Genomic DNA, 18,304 nt, shown 5'->3' with positions numbered 1-18,304 from the left:
CAAACCGTTGAATTCAAGCGGCAACCGCATCTAATGAGGAGGATTTGCATGTACAGAATTAATCGGGTATGTGAAGAAACGGTTTCTCCGCACGTTGGACGTTCCGTTTGTCTCGTTATGAACGACGGTAAGCATATGTATGGTACGCTTAGTCAATGTCGTGATGGCAAAATTTATTTGAACGGGTGTTTCGAGGGACCACGGCTGTGTTCAGTCAAATCCAAACAGCAGCTGGTAAAAAGCAGCAAGAAAAACGCTGTTGCAACAAAAAAAGTTAAATCTTCGGCCTACGGTCGATATGGTTACGGAGGATACGGTGGGGGTTACGGCTATGGAGCAGGAATTGATCTGGCTCTGGTAGCAACATTGTTTCTGCTGCCATTCCTGTTCATCTAAATTCCAATCTGATTGGTAAAATTGTAGTCATAACAAAGACCCTTTTTGCTTTTAGCGAAAAGGGTCTTTATCTTTTTCATACGATTCACGTCAATTACACTATATTTACTGTTAAAAAATGATACAAAAAAAGGCATTCGCCAAAACGAATGCCGGGAACTTCATATTTAATACCCTTACCTTCGCACAGGGTGTCTATTTAATCTTAAAAAAAAACACCTCGTTAGAGGCGGGTAAGCTATGTTAAATCCGATTTCCTTTAGGCATCGTTTTCAGATTACTATTCGAATTCTCAAGCAATGGTAGCATCCTAGTCGTGCTGACCATCTCAGAAGCACATATCGGACAAGTAGGTACGTTATCAAACGCAAAATTGTCCCGCATCCATCCTTTGCACGTATCACTCGTACATTCCCAGATTGCCGCATCAGCTTGTGGAATCTCTTCCAACGGTTTTTTGCGATTATACATGACTTCTACCCCCTTTGTTATGGAAAAACATCTAACCGACGTTATTTCACAGAAGCCTACACTTAGCGGAAGTTTCACGTCCCACCGGACTCCTGCCTCGACAACTAATGGGCCGACTTTTATATAACTGATCAAAAAAAAGAAGCTGCCTTTACCATTATAACATGTTAAAGGCAGCTATGCTTTAATTACAGTTTTACAACTTCTTCTGCTTGAGGACCACGGTTTCCTTGTACAATTTTAAATTGCACGCGTTGACCTTCGTCCAGCGTTTTGAAGCCTTCGCCTGTAATAGCGCTGAAGTGTACGAATACATCTTCTCCGCCTTCAACTTCGATGAAACCGAAGCCTTTATCAGCGTTGAACCATTTTACTGTTCCGTTTTGCATGTGAATTACACCTCCAAATAAAGATTAACATGTTCCTTTGTTCTTTGCAGCAAGCAAATAAAAATTCACACATTGAAAAAGGTACCAGTCATAAACCTATAAGTGATCGCCCTTTACAATATATGAATTAGGTTTTCCACTCTCTACAACTTGTTTTTATTATAACTCCAATTCAGCCAAAAAGCAAATCTTTGTATTTTCTTTTCAAACAGCTTTGGAAATACATGTTATTAACACGCGTGGGGCCAGGGTTTATCACTCTTATGTACCTGGTCGCTTGTGTACGGTCTTATGAAAGGATATGCAGATCTAATCCATCTTATACATTTTTTATATAATATTCTGACATGCATATCCAACACAACCAATGAATCATCTTACTCCAGTATAACACACTATGTCCATGCCCACATAAATGCATCCCGATCCCAGGCGATCTGTCCACGATGAAGCTTTCGGAAAGCTTTCTTCACTTCTTTGGACAATGATGTATTGCCGTTCTCGTTCACAAAAACAAACTCTTCGCCAAAATGGGTCTTCACATATTCTATGGCAGCTTCCTGATGAAGTGTTCCTGTGAATTTAATCTCCTGTACCATCCATTCTGCTACACCTTGTGCTGTCTTCTCCACTATATCACCTACTGTCTAAACCTAATGTACGGATAGGCAGACCTCGTATCATGAACATATCTGTCTTCCCGCCAGACTGAAGTATACCATGATCCAACTGCTGACGGGAAACTGTATGATAACTACTTTCAAGCAATACCCGCAATACCCTTAATGAACAACCCTATTCGCTTGCTCACTCCCTTTGGATGGAATAGACGAATTTGTGCGAATGCTCCACACTAACCATGCACAGTAAGCAATCAGTACTGCCAGTATAAACAGATCGTAAGGAAGTGTACCTGTGTCCTCCAGATCATTCCCTAGAAATTGAATCAGATTATGTATGAAATGAAACAATATAAGCGGTACGATATTTCCGTTCTTCAGCATCAATAACGCCAGTACAGCTCCCAGGAGCAGCGCATAGATCAATTGTATGATCGTATCCGTCATATCCTGACCAGACAATGCGTTCAATAGATGTGTAATCGAAAACAAGATGCTGGAGGTCACAACTGCGGCCACTGCACTTTTTTGAAGCAAGGTCTTGAAAATAAGCCCACGATAGATCGTTTCCTCAACAAAAACTACGAGCAAGGTAAAAAAGATGAAAAAGGCTACCCGTGACAAGCTCAGCTCCCCAAATCCTTTCAGGGCAATTGTACCCAGTACAAGGAGTAGTGGAATATAATACTTTGCATGGCCAGCTGGGATACTTCGCAAAGATCGGAAGCCAGTCTCTCTCCACTTGCGCCTTAACGTCAGATAGATCATCAGAACAATGGCGATGGGTGTAAAGGAAATGAGTACAGGGGAAGTGTAGTCGAGTTGTTTTATCGTTGCAATGGCCCCTGCTGCAAATACGGCTAACAGGAGAAGCAGCTCAATAATCACAACGGTGAGCACAGGTTTCCGCTCGGAAAAGGAATGTTTTGGCTTGGATTGCGGATTAATCATACAGTTGCCTACCTCGTTTCATTTATGTTTTCCGTTGTCATAAGAACTTATATGCCAATATAGTTGTATCACATTATCCGTATATTGAATATTCCTATTATGGATAAAACTATAAAAGTAACAAAAAAGAGACTTATCCTGACTTCTTTTCCCCTAAAATCAGGTATGGCTTATACCTTTATCTGTCCATTATAGTATTACAAGAGTTCAAAGCTGCAGGGGTGTGGCGACTCTTCAACGTCATATATCTATGAAGTACCCATTAACGATAGTTTCACAATGCATAATGAAATCAGGAGGATACTATGAAAGCATTCTTTCAGCGCTGGGGGCATTTACTGGCTATTCTGTGCATACCGCTCCAAGGCTCCATTTACGTATTTCTAGGCAGCAACACCGGAAGTGATGTCTTCTACAATTATGCTTGGATTGACACACAGATTCCTTTTATCAAAGAATTTATTTATCCGTACATTAGCTGGATGCCCATTCTGTATCTTGGATTTCTCTATTTGGGTCTGACGAACAAGTCGCTATTCTGGCGTACGTTGATTACCTATAATGTTGGTGTCATGGCTGCCAATGTCTGTTTTGCGGTGTTCCCTACCCATGTCCCGCGCCCGGAGATCGGCGGAACTGATCTGAGCAGCGTGTTAGTACAGTTTATCTATACAAATGATGCGCCCTTCAACTGTTTCCCAAGTGTTCATGTTCTGACCAGCTACTTGCTGTTTATTGTGATCAACAGACACTTGAACTTTAAGCCTTTGGCACGGATTTCTTGGTCGGTATGGCTGTGGTTGATTATTGCTTCGACGGTGTTTGTAAAACAGCATTCCTTACTGGACATCGCTGGAGGCATTTTGTTTGCTGAGGCCGCGTATTGGACTGTACATGTCTTTGCTCTTCGTCTTGGGCAGGCACGAAAAAAAGGCAAGCGGCCACTCACAGCTTCTAACCCAAGCAGTCATGTATAACGACATTTATATATGTAACAGGTGGGATGATGATCCTGCTATACAGCAAAAGAGGGCATAAGCCCTCTTTTTTTGTACTCATTTAATTAAACCTATTTATATAGAAGAACTTTATTTGGGTTGGACTACGCGTTTCATGCTATAGGTGGCCGTTCATGAAGAAGGTCAGACGGTGGGCTTCCGGTTATACGTTTGAATATGCGGTAAAAATAAGACAGATCCCGGTAGCCGAGAAATTCGGCAATTTCCTGGATGGAGAGTTGTGACTCGGTGAGCAGATATATGGCCCGTTTCATCCGTTGATCATGGACATATTGACTGATAGTCTGATTTGTCATGCTTTTGAATAATGCGGCAGCATAATTGGGAGTTTTATTGATCTCGTCCCCGAGTTCTTCCTTCGTCACTTTCTCCCGATAATGCCGCTCAATGTATCGCTTCATCCGCTCAACATGATTATGCCTCTCCGGCGGGATAACTCCACGATCAAGCTCCCTGTTCATATAAATCAACACTTCCATCAATAAGGCTTGGCTCATCATGACATAATAAGACGGACGCTCCTGCCATTGTTGATAAATAGCACTCATGCGTTGATGGATCAGTTCGTAACATCCAGGTTTATGCCGCAAAGCCTCATACCGTTCCAGTGCAGGCAGAGTTTCCATATGGTCGCGTTGCAGTTGAATTACAATCTGTGTGTGCGTTACTGTAGGAATACTCTTGCCGTAATATGGGGTACCACCTGGAATGAGGAGCAATTCACCCTTTTCCATGATCTGTTTATCACCGTTCACCCAATATACACATTTTCCATAAGTAACCAAGCTAAGCCGCCAAGTTTCTTGAGATTGCACAGCTTCTTCGTACCAACCGACACCATTAATATGTCGTACTTCAAGTGGAGTGACCATAACACACCTCATTATCGGACTATACTCTAATCATTGTACTATAGTTCATACCCTGATTCGACAGAAAACGCTACAATACACATATAAGCTTAAATATGAGGAGGAAATTTAGCATGTTAAAAACAAAAATTATTTGTACCATGGGACCTGCTTGTGACTCAATCGAATTGTTAAAAGTAATGATTCAGGAAGGTATGACCGTTGCCCGTCTGAACATGGCTCATGGCGAACTGGAAGATCACGTTACACGGATTAACAATATCCGCAAAGCAGCTTCCGAACTGAACACCTATATACCGATCATGATGGACATCAAAGGGCCGGAAGTACGTATCGGTAAACTGAAAGAAGCATCCTGCCATCTGCAAGCTGGTAAAGAGCTGATCCTGACTACCGAAGAAATTCTTGGTGACGCTGAGCGTATCTCGGTAAACTATCCAGAACTGAACCTCGTTGTGAAACCTGGCGATCGTATCCTCATCGATGATGGCCTTGTAGATCTGACTGTACTGTCTGTGGAAGGATCCGATATCCATTGTAAAATCATCAGTGGCGGCATTCTGAAACCACGCAAAGGGGTTAACTTGCCAGGAATTAAAACGACATTGCCAGGTGTAACCGAGCGTGACGTTATGCACATCGGATTTGGGATCGAAAACGATATCGAAATTATCGCAGCATCCTTTGTTCGTAAAGGCGATGACATCCGTGAAATCCGCAGCATTTTGAAAGAACGCGGTGTAGACCACGTACAGATCATCTCCAAAATCGAGAACCAGGAAGGTATGACGAACCTGGACGATATTATTGAAGCATCTGACGGCATCATGGTAGCTCGTGGAGATCTCGGTGTTGAGGTGCCAATCGAAGACGTACCAATGATGCAAAAAGAAATGATCGATAAATGTAACCGCGCTGGTAAACCGGTTATCGTAGCTACACACATGCTGGAGTCCATGCAAGTGAACCCACGCCCTACTCGTTCCGAAGTTAGTGACGTGGCAAACGCTGTACTTCAAGGTGCTGACGTTGTAATGTTGTCCGGTGAATCAGCTGCTGGTAAATATCCGGTACAATCCGTGCGCACGATGGCTGCTGTTGCTCGCCGTGCTGAAACAATGATCGATTACAAAGAGCAATTCGCACAAAAATCGGCTCAACAGATCGCTGATATTACTGAAGTTATCAGTCAGGGCGCTGTAAGTTCTTCCCTCGTACTGAATGCAAAAGCAATCATCACTTCGACTGAGAGTGGATTCACAGCGCGCATGATCTCCAAATATCGTCCAAAAGCGCCAATCATCGCAGTTACACAACATGAAGAAGTATTGGCGAAAATCTGCCTGCTCTCCGGTGTTATTCCGGTTATGGGCGACAAAGTAACCACTACGGATGAAATGTTCGAATCGGCTACACGTAACGCAATCAAAACAGGTTACATTGAAAAAGGTGACATCATTGTATTGTCGGCTGGTGTCCCAATCGGTCAATCCGGTAATACAAACCTGATCAAAGTTCAACAAGTTTAATTCAATAGCTGAAACTGAAGCTATACATCTTAGCTATAAAATAGAAATAGAAATAGAAATACAAAATACCACCGGGAGCAGAAATGCTTCCCGGTGGTTTTTTGTTGATGTTGTAGCCAATGATCGTGATGTTACAACAAACGGCTTCGAGATTATAGATTCCGCGAGTAATTAACCAGATCCTGTGACATGGTGTTAATCTCATCCATTGAAGCATTCACCTGTTGTGTCAGAGCAGCTTGATTTTGCGTTAACGTGGACATATTACCGATATGTTCAAGAATCTGATCAATCAGTGTTTTCATCTTCTGCATGCTATCTTCGATATTTACTGTGGCCTCCGAACTGTGATCAGCCAGTTTCCGCACTTCACCTGCAACGACGCCAAATCCCAGTCCCAGCTCTCCCGCTCGTGCAGCTTCAATTGCTGCATTCAACCCCAGCAGATTGGTCTGACTGGCAATCTCTCGAATAAACACGGTGATATTCTTCGTATCATCTGCACTGCTTTTCACTTGAATAGCTGCATCGGCGGATAACTCCTGTGCAGTAACCAGATCCTGTGCCTGATCAGTAATCGAGTTGATTCCACGTACCATCTCGCCAATGGACTCCGACAATTGTTTGGTTTTGAGATTCATGGCTTCCACGATCTGTTCCTTATTCTTCTCATGGGTAACATCTCGAATGGTTCCAGCTACACGGAGCGGTACTCCATCCTGATCCCTAATGGTTTCCCCACCCGCATGATACCAACGATACTCCCCGTCTTTGCGTTGCAGACGATAATCCAGATCGTACGGTGTACGACCACTGTAATCGTTCATATGTCTGGCAAATTCGTTGATCGTCCGATCATGGTCTTCCGGATGAAGCCGGCTGCTCCAGCTGCTGAACACATTCGGGAAATCTTGCTCGTCTTTAAACCCTAATTCTTTACGGAACTGGGGTGACCACCAAAATTCATTGTTCGGATTAACTACATCTCCAGCAACAACGGTCATATCCCACGGTGCCTCCACCAAGGCGCGGTTAACCAGATCATATCGGGTGACGAGTGCTTCCAGCTCATCAGACTTGCTCTTCTCCTCATGAATATCAAACATGATGCCCAGAAGTTTGACCGGAACGCCAGCCTGATTTCGGATGACTTGTCCAAGGCATCGGAACCAGCGAATTTCTCCACTTTTTGTAATCATACGGCTGATGACGTTATAGGCAGTTGTTGCTCTTGTATCATTCACATGTTTCATAATCTCCTGCACCAGTTGGGGTCTGTCATCCGGATATATCGATTTGGCCCAGCTTGCAAATGAATCGGGATAATCCTTGGCATTATGGAACCCTAACATTTGGCGGAATTCATTCGAAAATGATACGATATTATTGTTATCCAGTGGATCACCAGCAACAATTTCAGATTCCCATAATCCCACATTCATCGCCTGATTCAGCATTCTAAGCCGCATTTCCACGGCTTCGTTTTGTGATTTCATTATATGTACTGCTTTTTTGATATTACTAGCTATTTCATCGGTATCCTGAAACTCAATGCCATCTTCGATCCATGCGTCATAGTCGCCTTTTTCTGCATTCGCTACCAGTTTACGACTATACTCCAATAATTTCTGATGAGTATCTGTACGAAGGTGTTTGGTCGATTCAGTACGTTTACGAAACATGCTCATTTCTCCTCTTAGCTCATATGATATATATTTCGACATTATCAGACATTAAATGTAGAGCAATAGTCTTAATTTTGCATAAAAATAAGAACCAGCGCTGAATCAGCACTGGTTCTTATTTTAAATGCCTTTATTTTTTATGAAAATAAATCTTAAATGACTACCTCTTACCAGCTACCACCCAAAATTCAGTGTTTTCCCCGTCTCCACCCAAGTTTTGATGCTACTTAGAATCATCCACCAGCTGCTCTGTGCATTCGCAATGGAAGGATGGTTATCTGTAAATTGATCATTGATCAGCGTCAGTTTTGTACACTCACCTACAGTTTCCAACTGGAAGACCACTCTGGATTGAAGCTCGGCATGATTCGCATGGTACGACGGTCCGGGATGCTCCTGATAACTAAGTCTGGACAACGGTTCAAATTCCAATATATCTCCATACACATGGACAGTCTCCGCACCATCATTGCCCGGCCCTACATAAGCAAACGGCTGGCCTGGTTGGAAATTGGTGCGAAGTTCACTGCCGAAAAAGCTGTTCCGTGTGCCGTCTGGTGATATTAGAGCATTCCACACCTGTTCCAGTCCTGCATTGATATAGAATTCATATTTCAGTTCCATGGACTCACTCCCTTTATGTATTGGATACGCGATCTGCCAACCTCGCACTCCTATCCTATCGTTATACCCCAAAGGCCGTATTGTAAAAACGCGACAACAGGTAAAATATAAGCTCTTTAATTCTCCCGGAATGTTTATACCACGATCCAAAAGGTTGCGCCCATATAGTGCTTTCCCAGAAGATCAGATATACTAAAATGGAATGAAATAACAGGAGTTGTTCAATATGTCTGGAACGTCACAATCCTCATTGTTACCCTATCAACAAATGATTCAGTTGCTGCAGAAAGCGGGTTGGTATGAGAACCGATGCGTTGACATCTCGGCATACATAGAGCAGTGCCCTACATCCGCAGATTTATTTCCGGCTGCCCGATCGTTTCTAGAAGAGTTTTGGGGAATAGATAAAATTATATATTTTAAATACTATAGCCGCATCTCCGGGGAAGTGCTGGCTGAAAGCCCCTGGCATGAATATGAATTTCATTTTATTCCGAATGCTGAAGAGACACTACGTTGTTCCACAGAGATGCATTCGATCTTGAAATACGCTAATGAAGATTGTTATTGTCTTGGATTAACCGGATACTACTATTCCGCAGTCACAGCCATTGGCCGTTCGGGCAAACTGTATCTGTTACACGACTATGATCCAAACGTACATGCATTCGATAATCTGATTGACAGTATGATACATGAACTTCACATGCATAAGCTTGTTCCCCATTCACTCATGGGACGGAATCAGAAAGGAAATGAGATATGAGCCAATCAACAAATATTATGGGTATCCCTTTTCCCAATGTCACGATGGATCAAACCGTTGCGATCCTTGATAAAGTCGTAGATCAGGAAAGCAATGAACTCTTCCATGTCGTCACAGGCAATCCCGAGATTGTTATGTCCTGTCAAAAGAATGCCTCTCTTCGCAAGGTTGTCGATCAAGCCGGGTTGGTCACGGCTGACGGTGCTGGCATTGTGATGGTATCCCGTTTTCGGGGCGGTCAATTGACCGAACGGGTAACCGGTTGTGATCTGTTGTTTCGTTTATTAGAGGAAGGCGATCAAAAACACTGGTCATTCTACATGCTGGGAGCAGAAGAAAGTGTCAGTGAAGAGGCCGTGAAATTTATTGCGCAACGTTATCCGGGAGTTGTTGTAAAAGGTAGACACCATGGTTACTTCCAGGCAGATAAGGAACAACAGATTGTGGAAGAGATTTGTACTGCTCAACCAGACTTTCTTATCGTGGCTCTTGGAGCACCCCATGCGGAACACTGGATTAACAAGTATCGCTACCAGTTGAACGCTCGTGTAGCCATAGGTGTTGGAGGCAGTCTCGATATCGTGGCAGGCAAAACCAAACGTGCCCCTGCGATATGGCAGAAGCTTAACCTGGAATGGCTCTATCGCCTCCTCAGTCAACCTTCGAGATGGCGCAGGCAACTCATTTTACCCCGTTTTGCTGTGCGGGCATTGTTGTTCAGAGAACCTAAATAATGTGAGATGAGCAGGAGGGATGATTCGGATGAAACAGGTAGAACATGGAGACAGACCAAGTATGGGCCTGTTGAATCTGAATGAAGGTGATCATAAATATCAACTAACACGCCATGCTCCTTCCGAAGCACTTCGGCCTTTTGTTAAACATTACTGGATCGTATCGTGGGATCTGACTGGACTTGAACCGTATCCCCAACATGTCGTGCCTAACCCCTGTGTCAATCTGGTCGTGGAACGAAACAATACGTTTTTCTTCGGACCATCGGGACGTAAATTCTCCTATCTTGTGAGCGGGAAAGGTCGTGTATTTGGCGTGAAGTTCAACCCAGGAGGGTTTTATCCCTTCCTTCGGATTCCTGTTTCTTCATTGTACGGACAACCGATGAATGTATCCAATATTCTTGACGTCACAGCGGAGTCCTTGGAAGACCGGCTTCTTGGGGCGGGGGATGATGCGGATAAAACCAGTTACATCGACCAGCTATTGTGTGCACACCTTCCTGCTGAAGATGCTCAAGCGAGAATGGTTAATGATATTGTGCAACAGATTGAACAGAACCGGGAGATGCTGAGAGTAGATGATCTGTCTTCCTATTGGAATATGCATACCCGAAAGCTTCAACGCCTGTTCAACCAGTATGTGGGCATCGGACCCAAAACCGTAATCAAGTTGTATCGTCTGCAAAATGCTGCAGAATGGATGGACCGCGGTCTTCACTGTGACCTGATTAAGCTATCTCAGGATCTTGGATATCATGATCAATCCCATTTCATCCGAGATTTCAAGTCCATTATTGGCAGTACACCAGAGGAATACCTACACTCTAGACATCCGAATGGTGAGGGCCGAGGGCTGATCAATTAGAAACCTGTCCTGAAAATCAGGACAGGTGAATGACTTCTATGGTATCCCCCGTGTGAATTACACCCTCCCGTTCAACCGAGCACACAATCCCACGTTTTTTGCGAGCCGCAGGCACGAATTTTTTGCGCAAACCGTCCTGTTCGTAGAATTGTTCAATCATTTTCCCCGGATGTACACAGGGAAGGTTCTCTCCTTCACATATTAACCCTGTCCCGTTCGGAAATAGAAGCCGTGTTCCGGCAGGCAGTTCCGTCAATCGATCAATGCCACGAACCAGTATATTGGCACCAAGCCACTCTGGACGCACTTCAGGAATGTTCATTTTCTCAGCAATAAGAGCACATTCTTCCTCGGACACAATACTGATCTGGCGGCGATTCGCAATCGGTGTGCCACGCTTGTAGATTTTCTGACGCGAGTCCGCTGGACGAAGCAGACCATAATGACGGTCACCCGGAATTCCTGCAAGCTCAATGTCGATAAAAGGTACAACTCGGGTCACAAATGTGGATGGATCATCAGCCAACATGACGAATTGAACTGTTCCCATAATAATCTCCTCCCTTTCCTGAGCAATATTACTTCTTTATTGTTCATTATTACCCAATGAATGGATTGTCGACAATCGGCGTATGCTTACCTTTGTAACCATTTTTTAATTTCAACATCATAACTCAACTGGAAAACGATAAATAATTTTAATAATACGCAATTAAATTGTTATAAATTAATTTTGCTCTTTCCGTTCTTGTTGCAAACATTTATACTAGGATGGACAAGTAAATAAATTACATATCAGAAAGTAAGGTGTTTCCTTTGATTAGTATTATTTTTGTAGCTCTTGTAGCTGTCGAACACTTCTATATCATGGTGATGGAGATGTTTATGTGGACTCGTCCACGCACAATGAAAACCTTTAATCTCACGCCGGAATTCGCCAAATCCACCAAATCCCTCGCGGCCAATCAAGGTCTTTACAATGGGTTTCTTGCGGCAGGTCTGATCTGGGGACTCCTATATCCGGATGCTGCCGTTGGACAGCATATTCAGATTTTCTTCCTGGCGTGTGTGATTATTGCGGCTCTTTATGGAGGAGCAACTTCTTCACGATCGATCATTATCAAACAAGGTTTGCCTGCGATCATTGCGTTGTTGCTAGTTCTGTTCCTGTAATTTCTGTCGAATGGTGCATTGCCTCGATTCATGTTAACTCCTTTATGGTAAGGTAGTGAATAGATAGCAGTGTACAATGACCAGAATCGATCTGGAATTGGAAGGAGAACATGTCATGGGATTGTTTGACAAGCTTCGGCGGCGCAAAAAGGAGAAGGTACCTGCAGGCGGTGCTGTCGAATCGACGAATTACAGTGAAACCATCGTGGGTTTTGTCCTGCTGGAGCGTGACGATTGTGATTTTGACCTCTTCATCAGGAACATGAAGAACGAATGGGATATCGAGATTGAAGAACGCCCGGAGGAGGGCAATCTCTTTTTCGAAGTGAATGGAATGCAGGTGGTATGTGCTCACATTGCTGCGCCTGTGCCTGACCGTGAAGTTGAGGAGAATGCTAAGCTAAACATCCTTTGGCGAGAAGCGGAACAAGTTACCTCACGGCACCAGTCTCAGATTATTGTCTCTGTTCTGAACGCAACAAATGCTATTGAGGGACATGTTCTGTTCACTCAAACAGCGAGTGCCTTGTTACAGTTGGATCACGCGCTGGCCATATACATGGCCCCACTTGTTGTTGAAGCCAGTCAATATGTCGAAACCAGCCGTGGGATCAAACATGATGAGTTGCCCGTCTCGCTCTGGATTTTCATCGGATTATTCCAAAATGCCGAAGGCGCTTCAGCTTACACTTACGGACTACGTAACTTTGGTAAAGAAGAGATGGAGATTGTGCAATCGTCGGAGTCCTTAAGCGATGTATTTGAGATGATGTTCATGACCACAACGTATGTGGTTGAGAACGACGTCACACTGCATGATGGGGAAACACTTGGTTTCTCGGCAGAACAAAAGCTGAGCATTTCCCTTTCCAAAGGTGTAGCAACGGAAGGTAACAGTTTGAAGATTGGCTTCTAATTTAAGTAGTTATCTTAACTTTATCGTGTCACAGTTGTAGAAGCCGTCTGGAGTTCATACTCTGGGCGGCTTTTAGCTATTTAGCTTCCTTTCAATTGACGATATGATAACAATCCCTGAATTTAACTTCCCTAGGAATAAGCAGTCCATAAGAACCACTATATTATGTATTCAGTTTTCATTCTCGTTATAAAAAGGTATAATTAATAGGCTTATAGTCTCATATATTACATATTATTTTATTATCGAGGAGCTGCCTACATGTCTGTTAGACGTTTGGATTCAACTAAGCCTATTATTGAAATTATCTGGGAAGGTATTGTTTCTCCTGAACATGTCGAACAAGCGAATACAGAAATCCAGAGAATAGCGGAACAATTGGGAAATTCGTTTGATGTGCTAGTGGATATGCGGAACATGAAGGCTTTCCCTCAGGATACCAAAGAAAAAATTGTGGAACACCAGAAATTACTGACACAGTGGGGTATGAAGCGAGCCAGTGTAGCGGTAGGTGGTGCGATCGCCAAAATGCAATTGAATCGGATCTCCAAAGAGTCGGCGCACCAGACTGAATTCCAATGGGAAACGTATGACGAGGCTTTGGCATTTTTGTTGAAATAATATTGAAGTGATACGGACTAAGTATAATAAGAGAGATACCGATGCTGTACATGGCACACAGAAAGAGGCGTTCCCCATGAGGAAACGCCTTTTCTTTTGCAGTTCCACTTTGCTTACTCAGTTTTGCCAGTGATCCGAACGCTCATCATTTAAGATTCAAGTTTACTTACACGCACCATCGTTACCGATGTACCATTTAGGGACTCCTCCACGAATCCTAACCGCTTATATAAGCGAATCGCTTGGTTATCCGGGTCAACACTGAGCGAGACTGCTGCAATTCCCCGCCGTTCAACCTCATCTAATGCGGTCTGAAGCAGTAAGGTCCCTACTCCTTTTCCACGTGCATCTTCCGTTACAGCCATCCCCATCTCTGGCGTAGCTGCATTCACATAACCGTATCCCGCACTCTGATCCGTATAGAATCTTAATGTTATTGAACCTAGTCTCTTGCCCTGCTGGTCAACTGCAACATACCCGAAATCCCCTTCTCTCCCCCAGTCTTCAACGTATTTGGACAGTCCGGGAGTATGAATACTTTCGATTGGAAAAGGTTCATCACCTTCTCTTCTATGCAGGGATGCGTATAACATCTCCCACAGGAAAGGGATATCCTGTTCTTCAATAGGGCGTACATAATAGTTGGTCATGTTTGCTCCTCCTTCATCTTTTCAAAAAGGCGGTCCATCTCATTCAGATTAAACTCATTGGTAATCTCGTAGTCCTCAAACTTGTCTCTTGTTTTCGCGCCGCTATAGATGGAGATAGATTGTTCATTATAAAACGTGATTCCGAAATCTTCAGTAAAGCGACCTTCTTTATTTATGGTAAGTCGCCACTCATAGTAATGCGGATTCCTTTCAGAAACGTCGAATTCCCGTACTCTTTTGAGATCAACATCCTTTAATAGCTTCAGCATGTCTCTAATCTCTTTGGGATCTGTAATTGTTATTTCATCATCTTCATTATACGGTTCATTGTCGGAAATTTTCCTAATCGTCAGTCGATCCAATGTATCCAGCATCGTCATATGATCTGTGACCTCTGCTCGAAACGTCGTATGTTTGCTGGGGATATACATAGTATATTGACCAGAGGTATACATACGCACTGCAATAGCTAAAAAAACAATAATCATGGCGATACCCATAATCATCTTGATTCGTTTAATCATCCCAATCCCCTCTCTAGATCTACATAAAACATATAAATTGGTAATTATTGATATATTCCAGTATAACATCTCACTCCTTCTGTTCCAATGTCATTTCTTATCTCTGGTTCCTCAATTACGATGACGTTTTGGGCCACACTAAAAATTAAAGATTTAAATGAACAAGCCGCGTTCTCCCATAGGGTGAACGCGGCTTGTTTGTTAACTTTGTTATATTGTTTTGTTACCTATTCAGAACGAGGTAAGACGATACCCCTTATCCCGAGCCATGAATATGACAAACGTAGACTTGGCCTCACGTATGTTCAGCGTACGCCGAAAACTATTTATTTTCAGCCCAATACACGGCCTGCTGATTCTCGGATAACCAGCTCGGGCTTCAGGACAATCTTCTGCGGTTCTTTTCGCTCATCCTTTAACTCTTCAATCAACAGATCTACAGCTCGATGTCCAAGATCTTCAATTGGCTGGGCAACGGTCGTAAGCGGCGGACTCGTTACCGAAGCCAGAATCGTATTATCAAACCCGATAATGGACACATCTTCTGGCACGCGTAGGCCCAGCTCTTTGGCTGCCTGAAGTGCACCAATGGCCTGAATGTCATTACAACAGAACAAACCTGTTGGGTGATCCTTCTCACCGAGCAGCAATAGCGCCTCTTTTTTGGCAGAGCTCAGGTCAGCTGACGATTCTCGGATCTGATTTGGTTCCAGCGTATAACCTGCCTTAATCAGGGTTTCACGGAATCCACGTACACGTTCCTGACTGCTGCTGACTTTGGACGGTTCCGACAGAACCGCTACACGGGTATGCCCAAGTTCAAGCAAATGCTCCGCTGCGAGTGCTCCACCGAGTATGTCATCAATGGTGACTGTATGAACCGACAGAGATGGCATATGACGGGCAATCAGAGCAACAGGGATAGACTGCTGCAAGAGGGGTGACAAAATTTCGGCATTATCGATCCCGGTTCCGATCATCATGCCATCAACCCTTTTTTGCTGAAGCAGATTCAGATAACGCTCTACCCGCTCGTCCTTATTATCCGTACTGCAGATGACCACGCTGTAACCCAATTGACGGCTTCGATCCTCCACCGCTCTGGCGAGTTCTGCGAAATACGGGTTTGAGATATCCGGTACGAGCAGCCCCAATGTATACGTCTGCTTCCCTGTAAGTGCAGCTGCGATCGCACTGGGTTGATAGTGAAGGCGCTCCATGATCTCCATAATCTCGGCGCGCCGCTTTTCACTGATCTTGCCTTTGCCATTAATGACCTGCGAGACGGTTGCAATGGATACACCCGCCTCGCGTGCTATATCGTATATGGTTGCTTTCATTGTTTTTTTCCCCATTTGTGCTATATATAAATTTCGTTATACATAGATAATTGTTCTCTTCTTCTCATTATGCAGGGGGAAGTCTGCATACGCAACTTGAAGCCAGCACAATGTGCGTAGCATGAACTGTTTTACTTTTTCATCAACCACTCATGGTCAGGATCGTTATGGAATTTCCAAGTCCGAGTAGGGCCGGCCATCACGTTCAGATAGTAGACCTCATACCCCGGAGGAGCACCTACCGGATGATATCCGTCCGGAACAAGTACCACTTCTCCGTTCTTCACTGCTAGCGTCTCATCCACAGAGCGATCATCCGTATATATGCGCTGAATGGCAAACCCCTGCTCAGGCTGCACACGGAAATAATACGTTTCTTCCAGCAAAGATTCGTCAGGGAGTGCGTCCCGATCATGCTTATGTGGCGGGTAACTGGACCAATGCCCATCTGGTGTGAATACCTCAACTACAAGCAAACTGTCTGCTTCCTTCTGTTCCGGCAAAATGTTGTGAATCTGGCGTTCCAGATTGCCATACCCTCTTGCCTCTACCCCTACATCTTCGGGTGCAATGAGACGAGCCGGGTACGTGCCTTTACCGGGTGCAACACATATAGCTATTTCCAGTTCGGTACGTGCTGTGATCTGTACTTGATCGGAAGTTGAGACGTAGACCGAATACGGCGGAATTTTCTCGAAAACACTCATTCTTTTTCCGATATTATCCCATGTGTGCTCCCGGGTACTTACATTGGCGAAACCACTGAGAAGCACCACACAGAGTTCCTGATCACCGCTCTCACGGGTTAGTGTCTCCCCCTCCGCCAGCTTCGCTACCTGAAAGCCAACATATTCCCATCCTGCCGACTCCGGTGTTACGTTTATAAGTGTACCGTCTCCCTCAGGGTTGACCACGGGTTTCACAATACGTTCTGACATCTTGCCATCCACTCCTTTCTGTATTCGTTCACAACAACCTGATACTTATAAAAAACAAAAACTTGGACCATTCTTGCCCTCTATTCAAAAAAGTGACTTTAATCATCCACCTATGGCGTTGCCGTTTGCGATTCCAGTGACACCCCAGGGACTTCACTCAGCTTCACAGGTCTTCCCCGCTCCATGGACATTTTTGCTGCCAGTGCAATTCGTTCTGCCTGTACTGCATCGTGGCCATCTACGATAACTGGTGTATCATGGAGGATTGCATCGATAAAGAGGGCTGTCTCCTGCACATACGCTTCATTGTAGCGTTCCAGGAAAAAGTGTAACGGTTTGTCGCGCATAAGCCCGGCCGCTGTACTGATCTCAGCCGTATTCGGATGATCATTCGCCGCTGCCGCGCTGCCCATCGAGCCAAATACTTCAACACGCTGGTCATACCCGTATACAGCCTGACGACTGTTATCAATAACACCAATCGCTCCATTGGCAAACGTCATCGTTACAATAGCTGTATCCACGTCACCATGTTCCGCAAAGACCGGATTGATCAGCACGTTGCCCTGAGCGTATACTTCTTCCACTTCACTCCCGGACAGATACCGGGCCATGTCAAAATCGTGGATCATCATGTCCATGAAGATCCCGCCAGATACCCGGATATACTCCGCAGGCGGTGGACTCGGGTCGCGAGACGTGATTTTGATAATATGTGGATCACCAATCGTACCATCCTGCACATGTGCACGTATCCGTCTGAAGTTGTGATCGAAGCGGCGGTTAAAACCAATTTGCAGCTTCACGCCAGCCTTCTGAACTGCCGCTACAGCCGCTTGGGTCTGTGCCAGATCCATGCTGACCGGCTTCTCGCAGAAGATATGTTTGCCCGCCTGAGCGGCCTGTTCGATCAGCGGCACATGTGTATCTGTTGAAGAACAGATCAGCACCGCGTCTACATTAGGCATTGAGATCAACTGGCTGCTATCCGTTGTTACAACAGGGATGCCACGGTCGGAAGCCCAAGCCTCCAATTCAGGACCTGCAAATAAGTCGCTGATTCCCACAATCTCGGCATGCGGGTTGCGCAGGAGATTGTCTGCATGAATTTTGCCGATCCGTCCAGCACCGATGATGCCAATTCTCACTTTGTCCTTGCCCATTCCGTTATCCTCCCTATGTGCGTCCATATAGGCTAGGCGTTCCCTTAGCCCGAGT

General features: G+C 44.6%; 22 protein-coding genes. 9 read left to right on the top strand and 13 right to left on the bottom strand.

The window, feature by feature from the left end; genetic code table 11:
• Nucleotides 1-48: 48 nt before the first annotated feature.
• Nucleotides 49-396: a hypothetical protein gene (locus MKY44_RS01670; RefSeq protein WP_074093127.1), complete on the top strand. Its 348-nt coding sequence runs from the start codon at nt 49-51 to the stop codon at nt 394-396.
• A 243-nt stretch (nt 397-639) separates the two neighbouring features.
• On the opposite strand, the gene MKY44_RS01665 is transcribed toward MKY44_RS01670, so the two are convergent.
• The 4 genes from MKY44_RS01665 to MKY44_RS01650 all read right to left on the bottom strand — a co-directional run bounded on the left by MKY44_RS01665 (nt 640) and on the right by MKY44_RS01650 (nt 2,827).
• Nucleotides 640-867 (bottom strand): cold-shock protein, encoded by a 228-nt coding sequence (locus MKY44_RS01665; RefSeq protein ID WP_017691121.1) that lies wholly within the window; start codon nt 865-867, stop codon nt 640-642.
• A 188-nt stretch (nt 868-1,055) separates the two neighbouring features.
• The gene (locus tag MKY44_RS01660) at nt 1,056-1,256 is read right to left on the bottom strand and encodes a cold-shock protein (RefSeq protein ID WP_024633772.1); all 201 of its coding nucleotides are present in this window, start codon (nt 1,254-1,256) and stop codon (nt 1,056-1,058) included.
• A 395-nt stretch (nt 1,257-1,651) separates the two neighbouring features.
• Entirely contained in the window at nt 1,652-1,888 is a 237-nt protein-coding gene (locus tag MKY44_RS01655; RefSeq protein WP_036607962.1) for a DUF6953 family protein, read from the bottom strand.
• A 150-nt stretch (nt 1,889-2,038) separates the two neighbouring features.
• The gene (locus tag MKY44_RS01650) at nt 2,039-2,827 is read right to left on the bottom strand and encodes a CPBP family intramembrane glutamic endopeptidase (RefSeq protein ID WP_341005820.1); all 789 of its coding nucleotides are present in this window, start codon (nt 2,825-2,827) and stop codon (nt 2,039-2,041) included.
• 305 nt (nt 2,828-3,132) lie between these two features.
• Between MKY44_RS01650 and MKY44_RS01645 the strand changes: the two genes are divergently transcribed.
• On the top strand, nt 3,133-3,804 hold the full coding sequence (locus MKY44_RS01645) for a phosphatase PAP2 family protein (protein ID WP_341005819.1): 672 nt from the start codon (nt 3,133-3,135) through the stop codon (nt 3,802-3,804).
• A 134-nt stretch (nt 3,805-3,938) separates the two neighbouring features.
• On the opposite strand, the gene MKY44_RS01640 is transcribed toward MKY44_RS01645, so the two are convergent.
• Complete coding sequence (locus tag MKY44_RS01640) at nt 3,939-4,718, bottom strand: helix-turn-helix transcriptional regulator (protein ID WP_047841163.1); 780 nt, start codon at nt 4,716-4,718, stop codon at nt 3,939-3,941.
• A 113-nt stretch (nt 4,719-4,831) separates the two neighbouring features.
• Between MKY44_RS01640 and pyk the strand changes: the two genes are divergently transcribed.
• Nucleotides 4,832-6,247 carry a pyruvate kinase gene (gene pyk, locus MKY44_RS01635; RefSeq protein WP_036607968.1) on the top strand — a complete coding sequence of 472 codons (1,416 nt, stop codon included), beginning with the start codon at nt 4,832-4,834 and terminating at the stop codon, nt 6,245-6,247.
• A gap of 152 nt (nt 6,248-6,399) precedes the next feature.
• Here the strand turns inward: pyk and MKY44_RS01630 are convergent, their stop codons facing one another.
• Both MKY44_RS01630 and MKY44_RS01625 read right to left on the bottom strand, forming a co-directional pair.
• On the bottom strand, nt 6,400-7,929 hold the full coding sequence (locus MKY44_RS01630; protein WP_341005818.1) for a methyl-accepting chemotaxis protein: 1,530 nt from the start codon (nt 7,927-7,929) through the stop codon (nt 6,400-6,402).
• 177 nt (nt 7,930-8,106) lie between these two features.
• Nucleotides 8,107-8,556, bottom strand: a complete 450-nt coding sequence (locus MKY44_RS01625; protein WP_036671932.1) for an SRPBCC family protein — start codon at nt 8,554-8,556, stop codon at nt 8,107-8,109.
• Nucleotides 8,557-8,782: 226 nt separating this feature from the next.
• Here MKY44_RS01625 and MKY44_RS01620 point away from each other — a divergent pair, with 226 nt between their 5' ends.
• Genes MKY44_RS01620 through MKY44_RS01610 form a run of 3 tightly spaced genes read left to right on the top strand, consistent with a single transcriptional unit; the run spans nt 8,783 to nt 10,924 of the window.
• Nucleotides 8,783-9,322, top strand: a complete 540-nt coding sequence (locus tag MKY44_RS01620) for an SUKH-3 domain-containing protein (RefSeq protein WP_341005817.1) — start codon at nt 8,783-8,785, stop codon at nt 9,320-9,322.
• Nucleotides 9,319-10,056, top strand: coding sequence for a WecB/TagA/CpsF family glycosyltransferase (locus MKY44_RS01615; protein WP_341005816.1), 738 nt, complete (start codon nt 9,319-9,321; stop codon nt 10,054-10,056). Before MKY44_RS01620 ends, MKY44_RS01615 begins: the two co-directional genes overlap by 4 nt.
• 28 nt (nt 10,057-10,084) lie before the next feature.
• The gene (locus tag MKY44_RS01610) at nt 10,085-10,924 is read left to right on the top strand and encodes a helix-turn-helix transcriptional regulator (RefSeq protein WP_341005815.1); all 840 of its coding nucleotides are present in this window, start codon (nt 10,085-10,087) and stop codon (nt 10,922-10,924) included.
• 16 nt (nt 10,925-10,940) lie between these two features.
• Here the strand turns inward: MKY44_RS01610 and MKY44_RS01605 are convergent, their stop codons facing one another.
• Entirely contained in the window at nt 10,941-11,474 is a 534-nt protein-coding gene (locus MKY44_RS01605) for an MOSC domain-containing protein (protein ID WP_017691131.1), read from the bottom strand.
• Nucleotides 11,475-11,740: 266 nt separating this feature from the next.
• Here MKY44_RS01605 and MKY44_RS01600 point away from each other — a divergent pair, with 266 nt between their 5' ends.
• The 3 genes from MKY44_RS01600 (at nt 11,741) to MKY44_RS01590 (ending at nt 13,634) form a co-directional block, all read left to right on the top strand.
• The gene (locus MKY44_RS01600) at nt 11,741-12,097 is read left to right on the top strand and encodes a DUF1304 domain-containing protein (protein WP_179198648.1); all 357 of its coding nucleotides are present in this window, start codon (nt 11,741-11,743) and stop codon (nt 12,095-12,097) included.
• 76 nt (nt 12,098-12,173) lie between these two features.
• Nucleotides 12,174-13,013 carry a DUF4261 domain-containing protein gene (locus MKY44_RS01595; RefSeq protein ID WP_341005814.1) on the top strand — a complete coding sequence of 280 codons (840 nt, stop codon included), beginning with the start codon at nt 12,174-12,176 and terminating at the stop codon, nt 13,011-13,013.
• A gap of 261 nt (nt 13,014-13,274) precedes the next feature.
• On the top strand, nt 13,275-13,634 hold the full coding sequence (locus MKY44_RS01590) for a hypothetical protein (RefSeq protein WP_091039283.1): 360 nt from the start codon (nt 13,275-13,277) through the stop codon (nt 13,632-13,634).
• Nucleotides 13,635-13,783: 149 nt separating this feature from the next.
• On the opposite strand, the gene MKY44_RS01585 is transcribed toward MKY44_RS01590, so the two are convergent.
• The 5 genes from MKY44_RS01585 to iolG form a co-directional block, all read right to left on the bottom strand.
• Nucleotides 13,784-14,284, bottom strand: a complete 501-nt coding sequence (locus MKY44_RS01585) for a GNAT family N-acetyltransferase (RefSeq protein ID WP_341005813.1) — start codon at nt 14,282-14,284, stop codon at nt 13,784-13,786.
• A complete protein-coding gene (locus MKY44_RS01580; protein WP_341005812.1) occupies nt 14,281-14,808 on the bottom strand; it encodes a hypothetical protein in 528 nt (175 codons plus the stop codon). Before MKY44_RS01580 ends, MKY44_RS01585 begins: the two co-directional genes overlap by 4 nt.
• A gap of 332 nt (nt 14,809-15,140) precedes the next feature.
• Nucleotides 15,141-16,148 (bottom strand): LacI family DNA-binding transcriptional regulator, encoded by a 1,008-nt coding sequence (locus MKY44_RS01575; protein ID WP_341005811.1) that lies wholly within the window; start codon nt 16,146-16,148, stop codon nt 15,141-15,143.
• A gap of 131 nt (nt 16,149-16,279) precedes the next feature.
• Nucleotides 16,280-17,086, bottom strand: coding sequence for a 5-deoxy-glucuronate isomerase (iolB, locus tag MKY44_RS01570; RefSeq protein ID WP_074093115.1), 807 nt, complete (start codon nt 17,084-17,086; stop codon nt 16,280-16,282).
• Nucleotides 17,087-17,196: 110 nt separating this feature from the next.
• On the bottom strand, nt 17,197-18,249 hold the full coding sequence (gene iolG / locus MKY44_RS01565; protein ID WP_341005810.1) for an inositol 2-dehydrogenase: 1,053 nt from the start codon (nt 18,247-18,249) through the stop codon (nt 17,197-17,199).
• Nucleotides 18,250-18,304: the final 55 nt, after the last annotated feature.

The sequence above is a fragment of the Paenibacillus sp. FSL R7-0026 genome, assembly GCF_038004485.1.
GTDB lineage: Bacteria > Bacillota > Bacilli > Paenibacillales > Paenibacillaceae > Paenibacillus > Paenibacillus xylanexedens_A.
Note: the sequence above shows the minus strand (reverse complement) of the source record. Positions and strands in the feature narration are given on the sequence as shown.

Bases quoted from the DNA above. Each gene is read 5' to 3' on its own strand.
- MKY44_RS01630 (WP_341005818.1), bottom strand. From the start codon at position 7,929: ATGTTTCGTAAACGTACTGAATCGACCAAACACCTTCGTACAGATACT.
- MKY44_RS01575 (WP_341005811.1), bottom strand. From the start codon at position 16,148: ATGAAAGCAACCATATACGATATAGCACGCGAGGCGGGTGTATCCATT.
- MKY44_RS01615 (WP_341005816.1), top strand. From the start codon at position 9,319: ATGAGCCAATCAACAAATATTATGGGTATCCCTTTTCCCAATGTCACG.
- MKY44_RS01665 (WP_017691121.1), bottom strand. From the start codon at position 867: ATGTATAATCGCAAAAAACCGTTGGAAGAGATTCCACAAGCTGATGCG.
- MKY44_RS01590 (WP_091039283.1), top strand. From the start codon at position 13,275: ATGTCTGTTAGACGTTTGGATTCAACTAAGCCTATTATTGAAATTATC.
- MKY44_RS01640 (WP_047841163.1), bottom strand. From the start codon at position 4,718: ATGGTCACTCCACTTGAAGTACGACATATTAATGGTGTCGGTTGGTAC.
- iolB (WP_074093115.1), bottom strand. From the start codon at position 17,086: ATGTCAGAACGTATTGTGAAACCCGTGGTCAACCCTGAGGGAGACGGT.
- MKY44_RS01620 (WP_341005817.1), top strand. From the start codon at position 8,783: ATGTCTGGAACGTCACAATCCTCATTGTTACCCTATCAACAAATGATT.
- MKY44_RS01580 (WP_341005812.1), bottom strand. From the start codon at position 14,808: ATGATTAAACGAATCAAGATGATTATGGGTATCGCCATGATTATTGTT.
- pyk (WP_036607968.1), top strand. From the start codon at position 4,832: ATGTTAAAAACAAAAATTATTTGTACCATGGGACCTGCTTGTGACTCA.
- MKY44_RS01610 (WP_341005815.1), top strand. From the start codon at position 10,085: ATGAAACAGGTAGAACATGGAGACAGACCAAGTATGGGCCTGTTGAAT.
- MKY44_RS01650 (WP_341005820.1), bottom strand. From the start codon at position 2,827: ATGATTAATCCGCAATCCAAGCCAAAACATTCCTTTTCCGAGCGGAAA.
- MKY44_RS01670 (WP_074093127.1), top strand. From the start codon at position 49: ATGTACAGAATTAATCGGGTATGTGAAGAAACGGTTTCTCCGCACGTT.
- MKY44_RS01625 (WP_036671932.1), bottom strand. From the start codon at position 8,556: ATGGAACTGAAATATGAATTCTATATCAATGCAGGACTGGAACAGGTG.
- MKY44_RS01605 (WP_017691131.1), bottom strand. From the start codon at position 11,474: ATGGGAACAGTTCAATTCGTCATGTTGGCTGATGATCCATCCACATTT.
- iolG (WP_341005810.1), bottom strand. From the start codon at position 18,249: ATGGGCAAGGACAAAGTGAGAATTGGCATCATCGGTGCTGGACGGATC.
- MKY44_RS01595 (WP_341005814.1), top strand. From the start codon at position 12,174: ATGACCAGAATCGATCTGGAATTGGAAGGAGAACATGTCATGGGATTG.
- MKY44_RS01645 (WP_341005819.1), top strand. From the start codon at position 3,133: ATGAAAGCATTCTTTCAGCGCTGGGGGCATTTACTGGCTATTCTGTGC.
- MKY44_RS01585 (WP_341005813.1), bottom strand. From the start codon at position 14,284: ATGACCAACTATTATGTACGCCCTATTGAAGAACAGGATATCCCTTTC.
- MKY44_RS01660 (WP_024633772.1), bottom strand. From the start codon at position 1,256: ATGCAAAACGGAACAGTAAAATGGTTCAACGCTGATAAAGGCTTCGGT.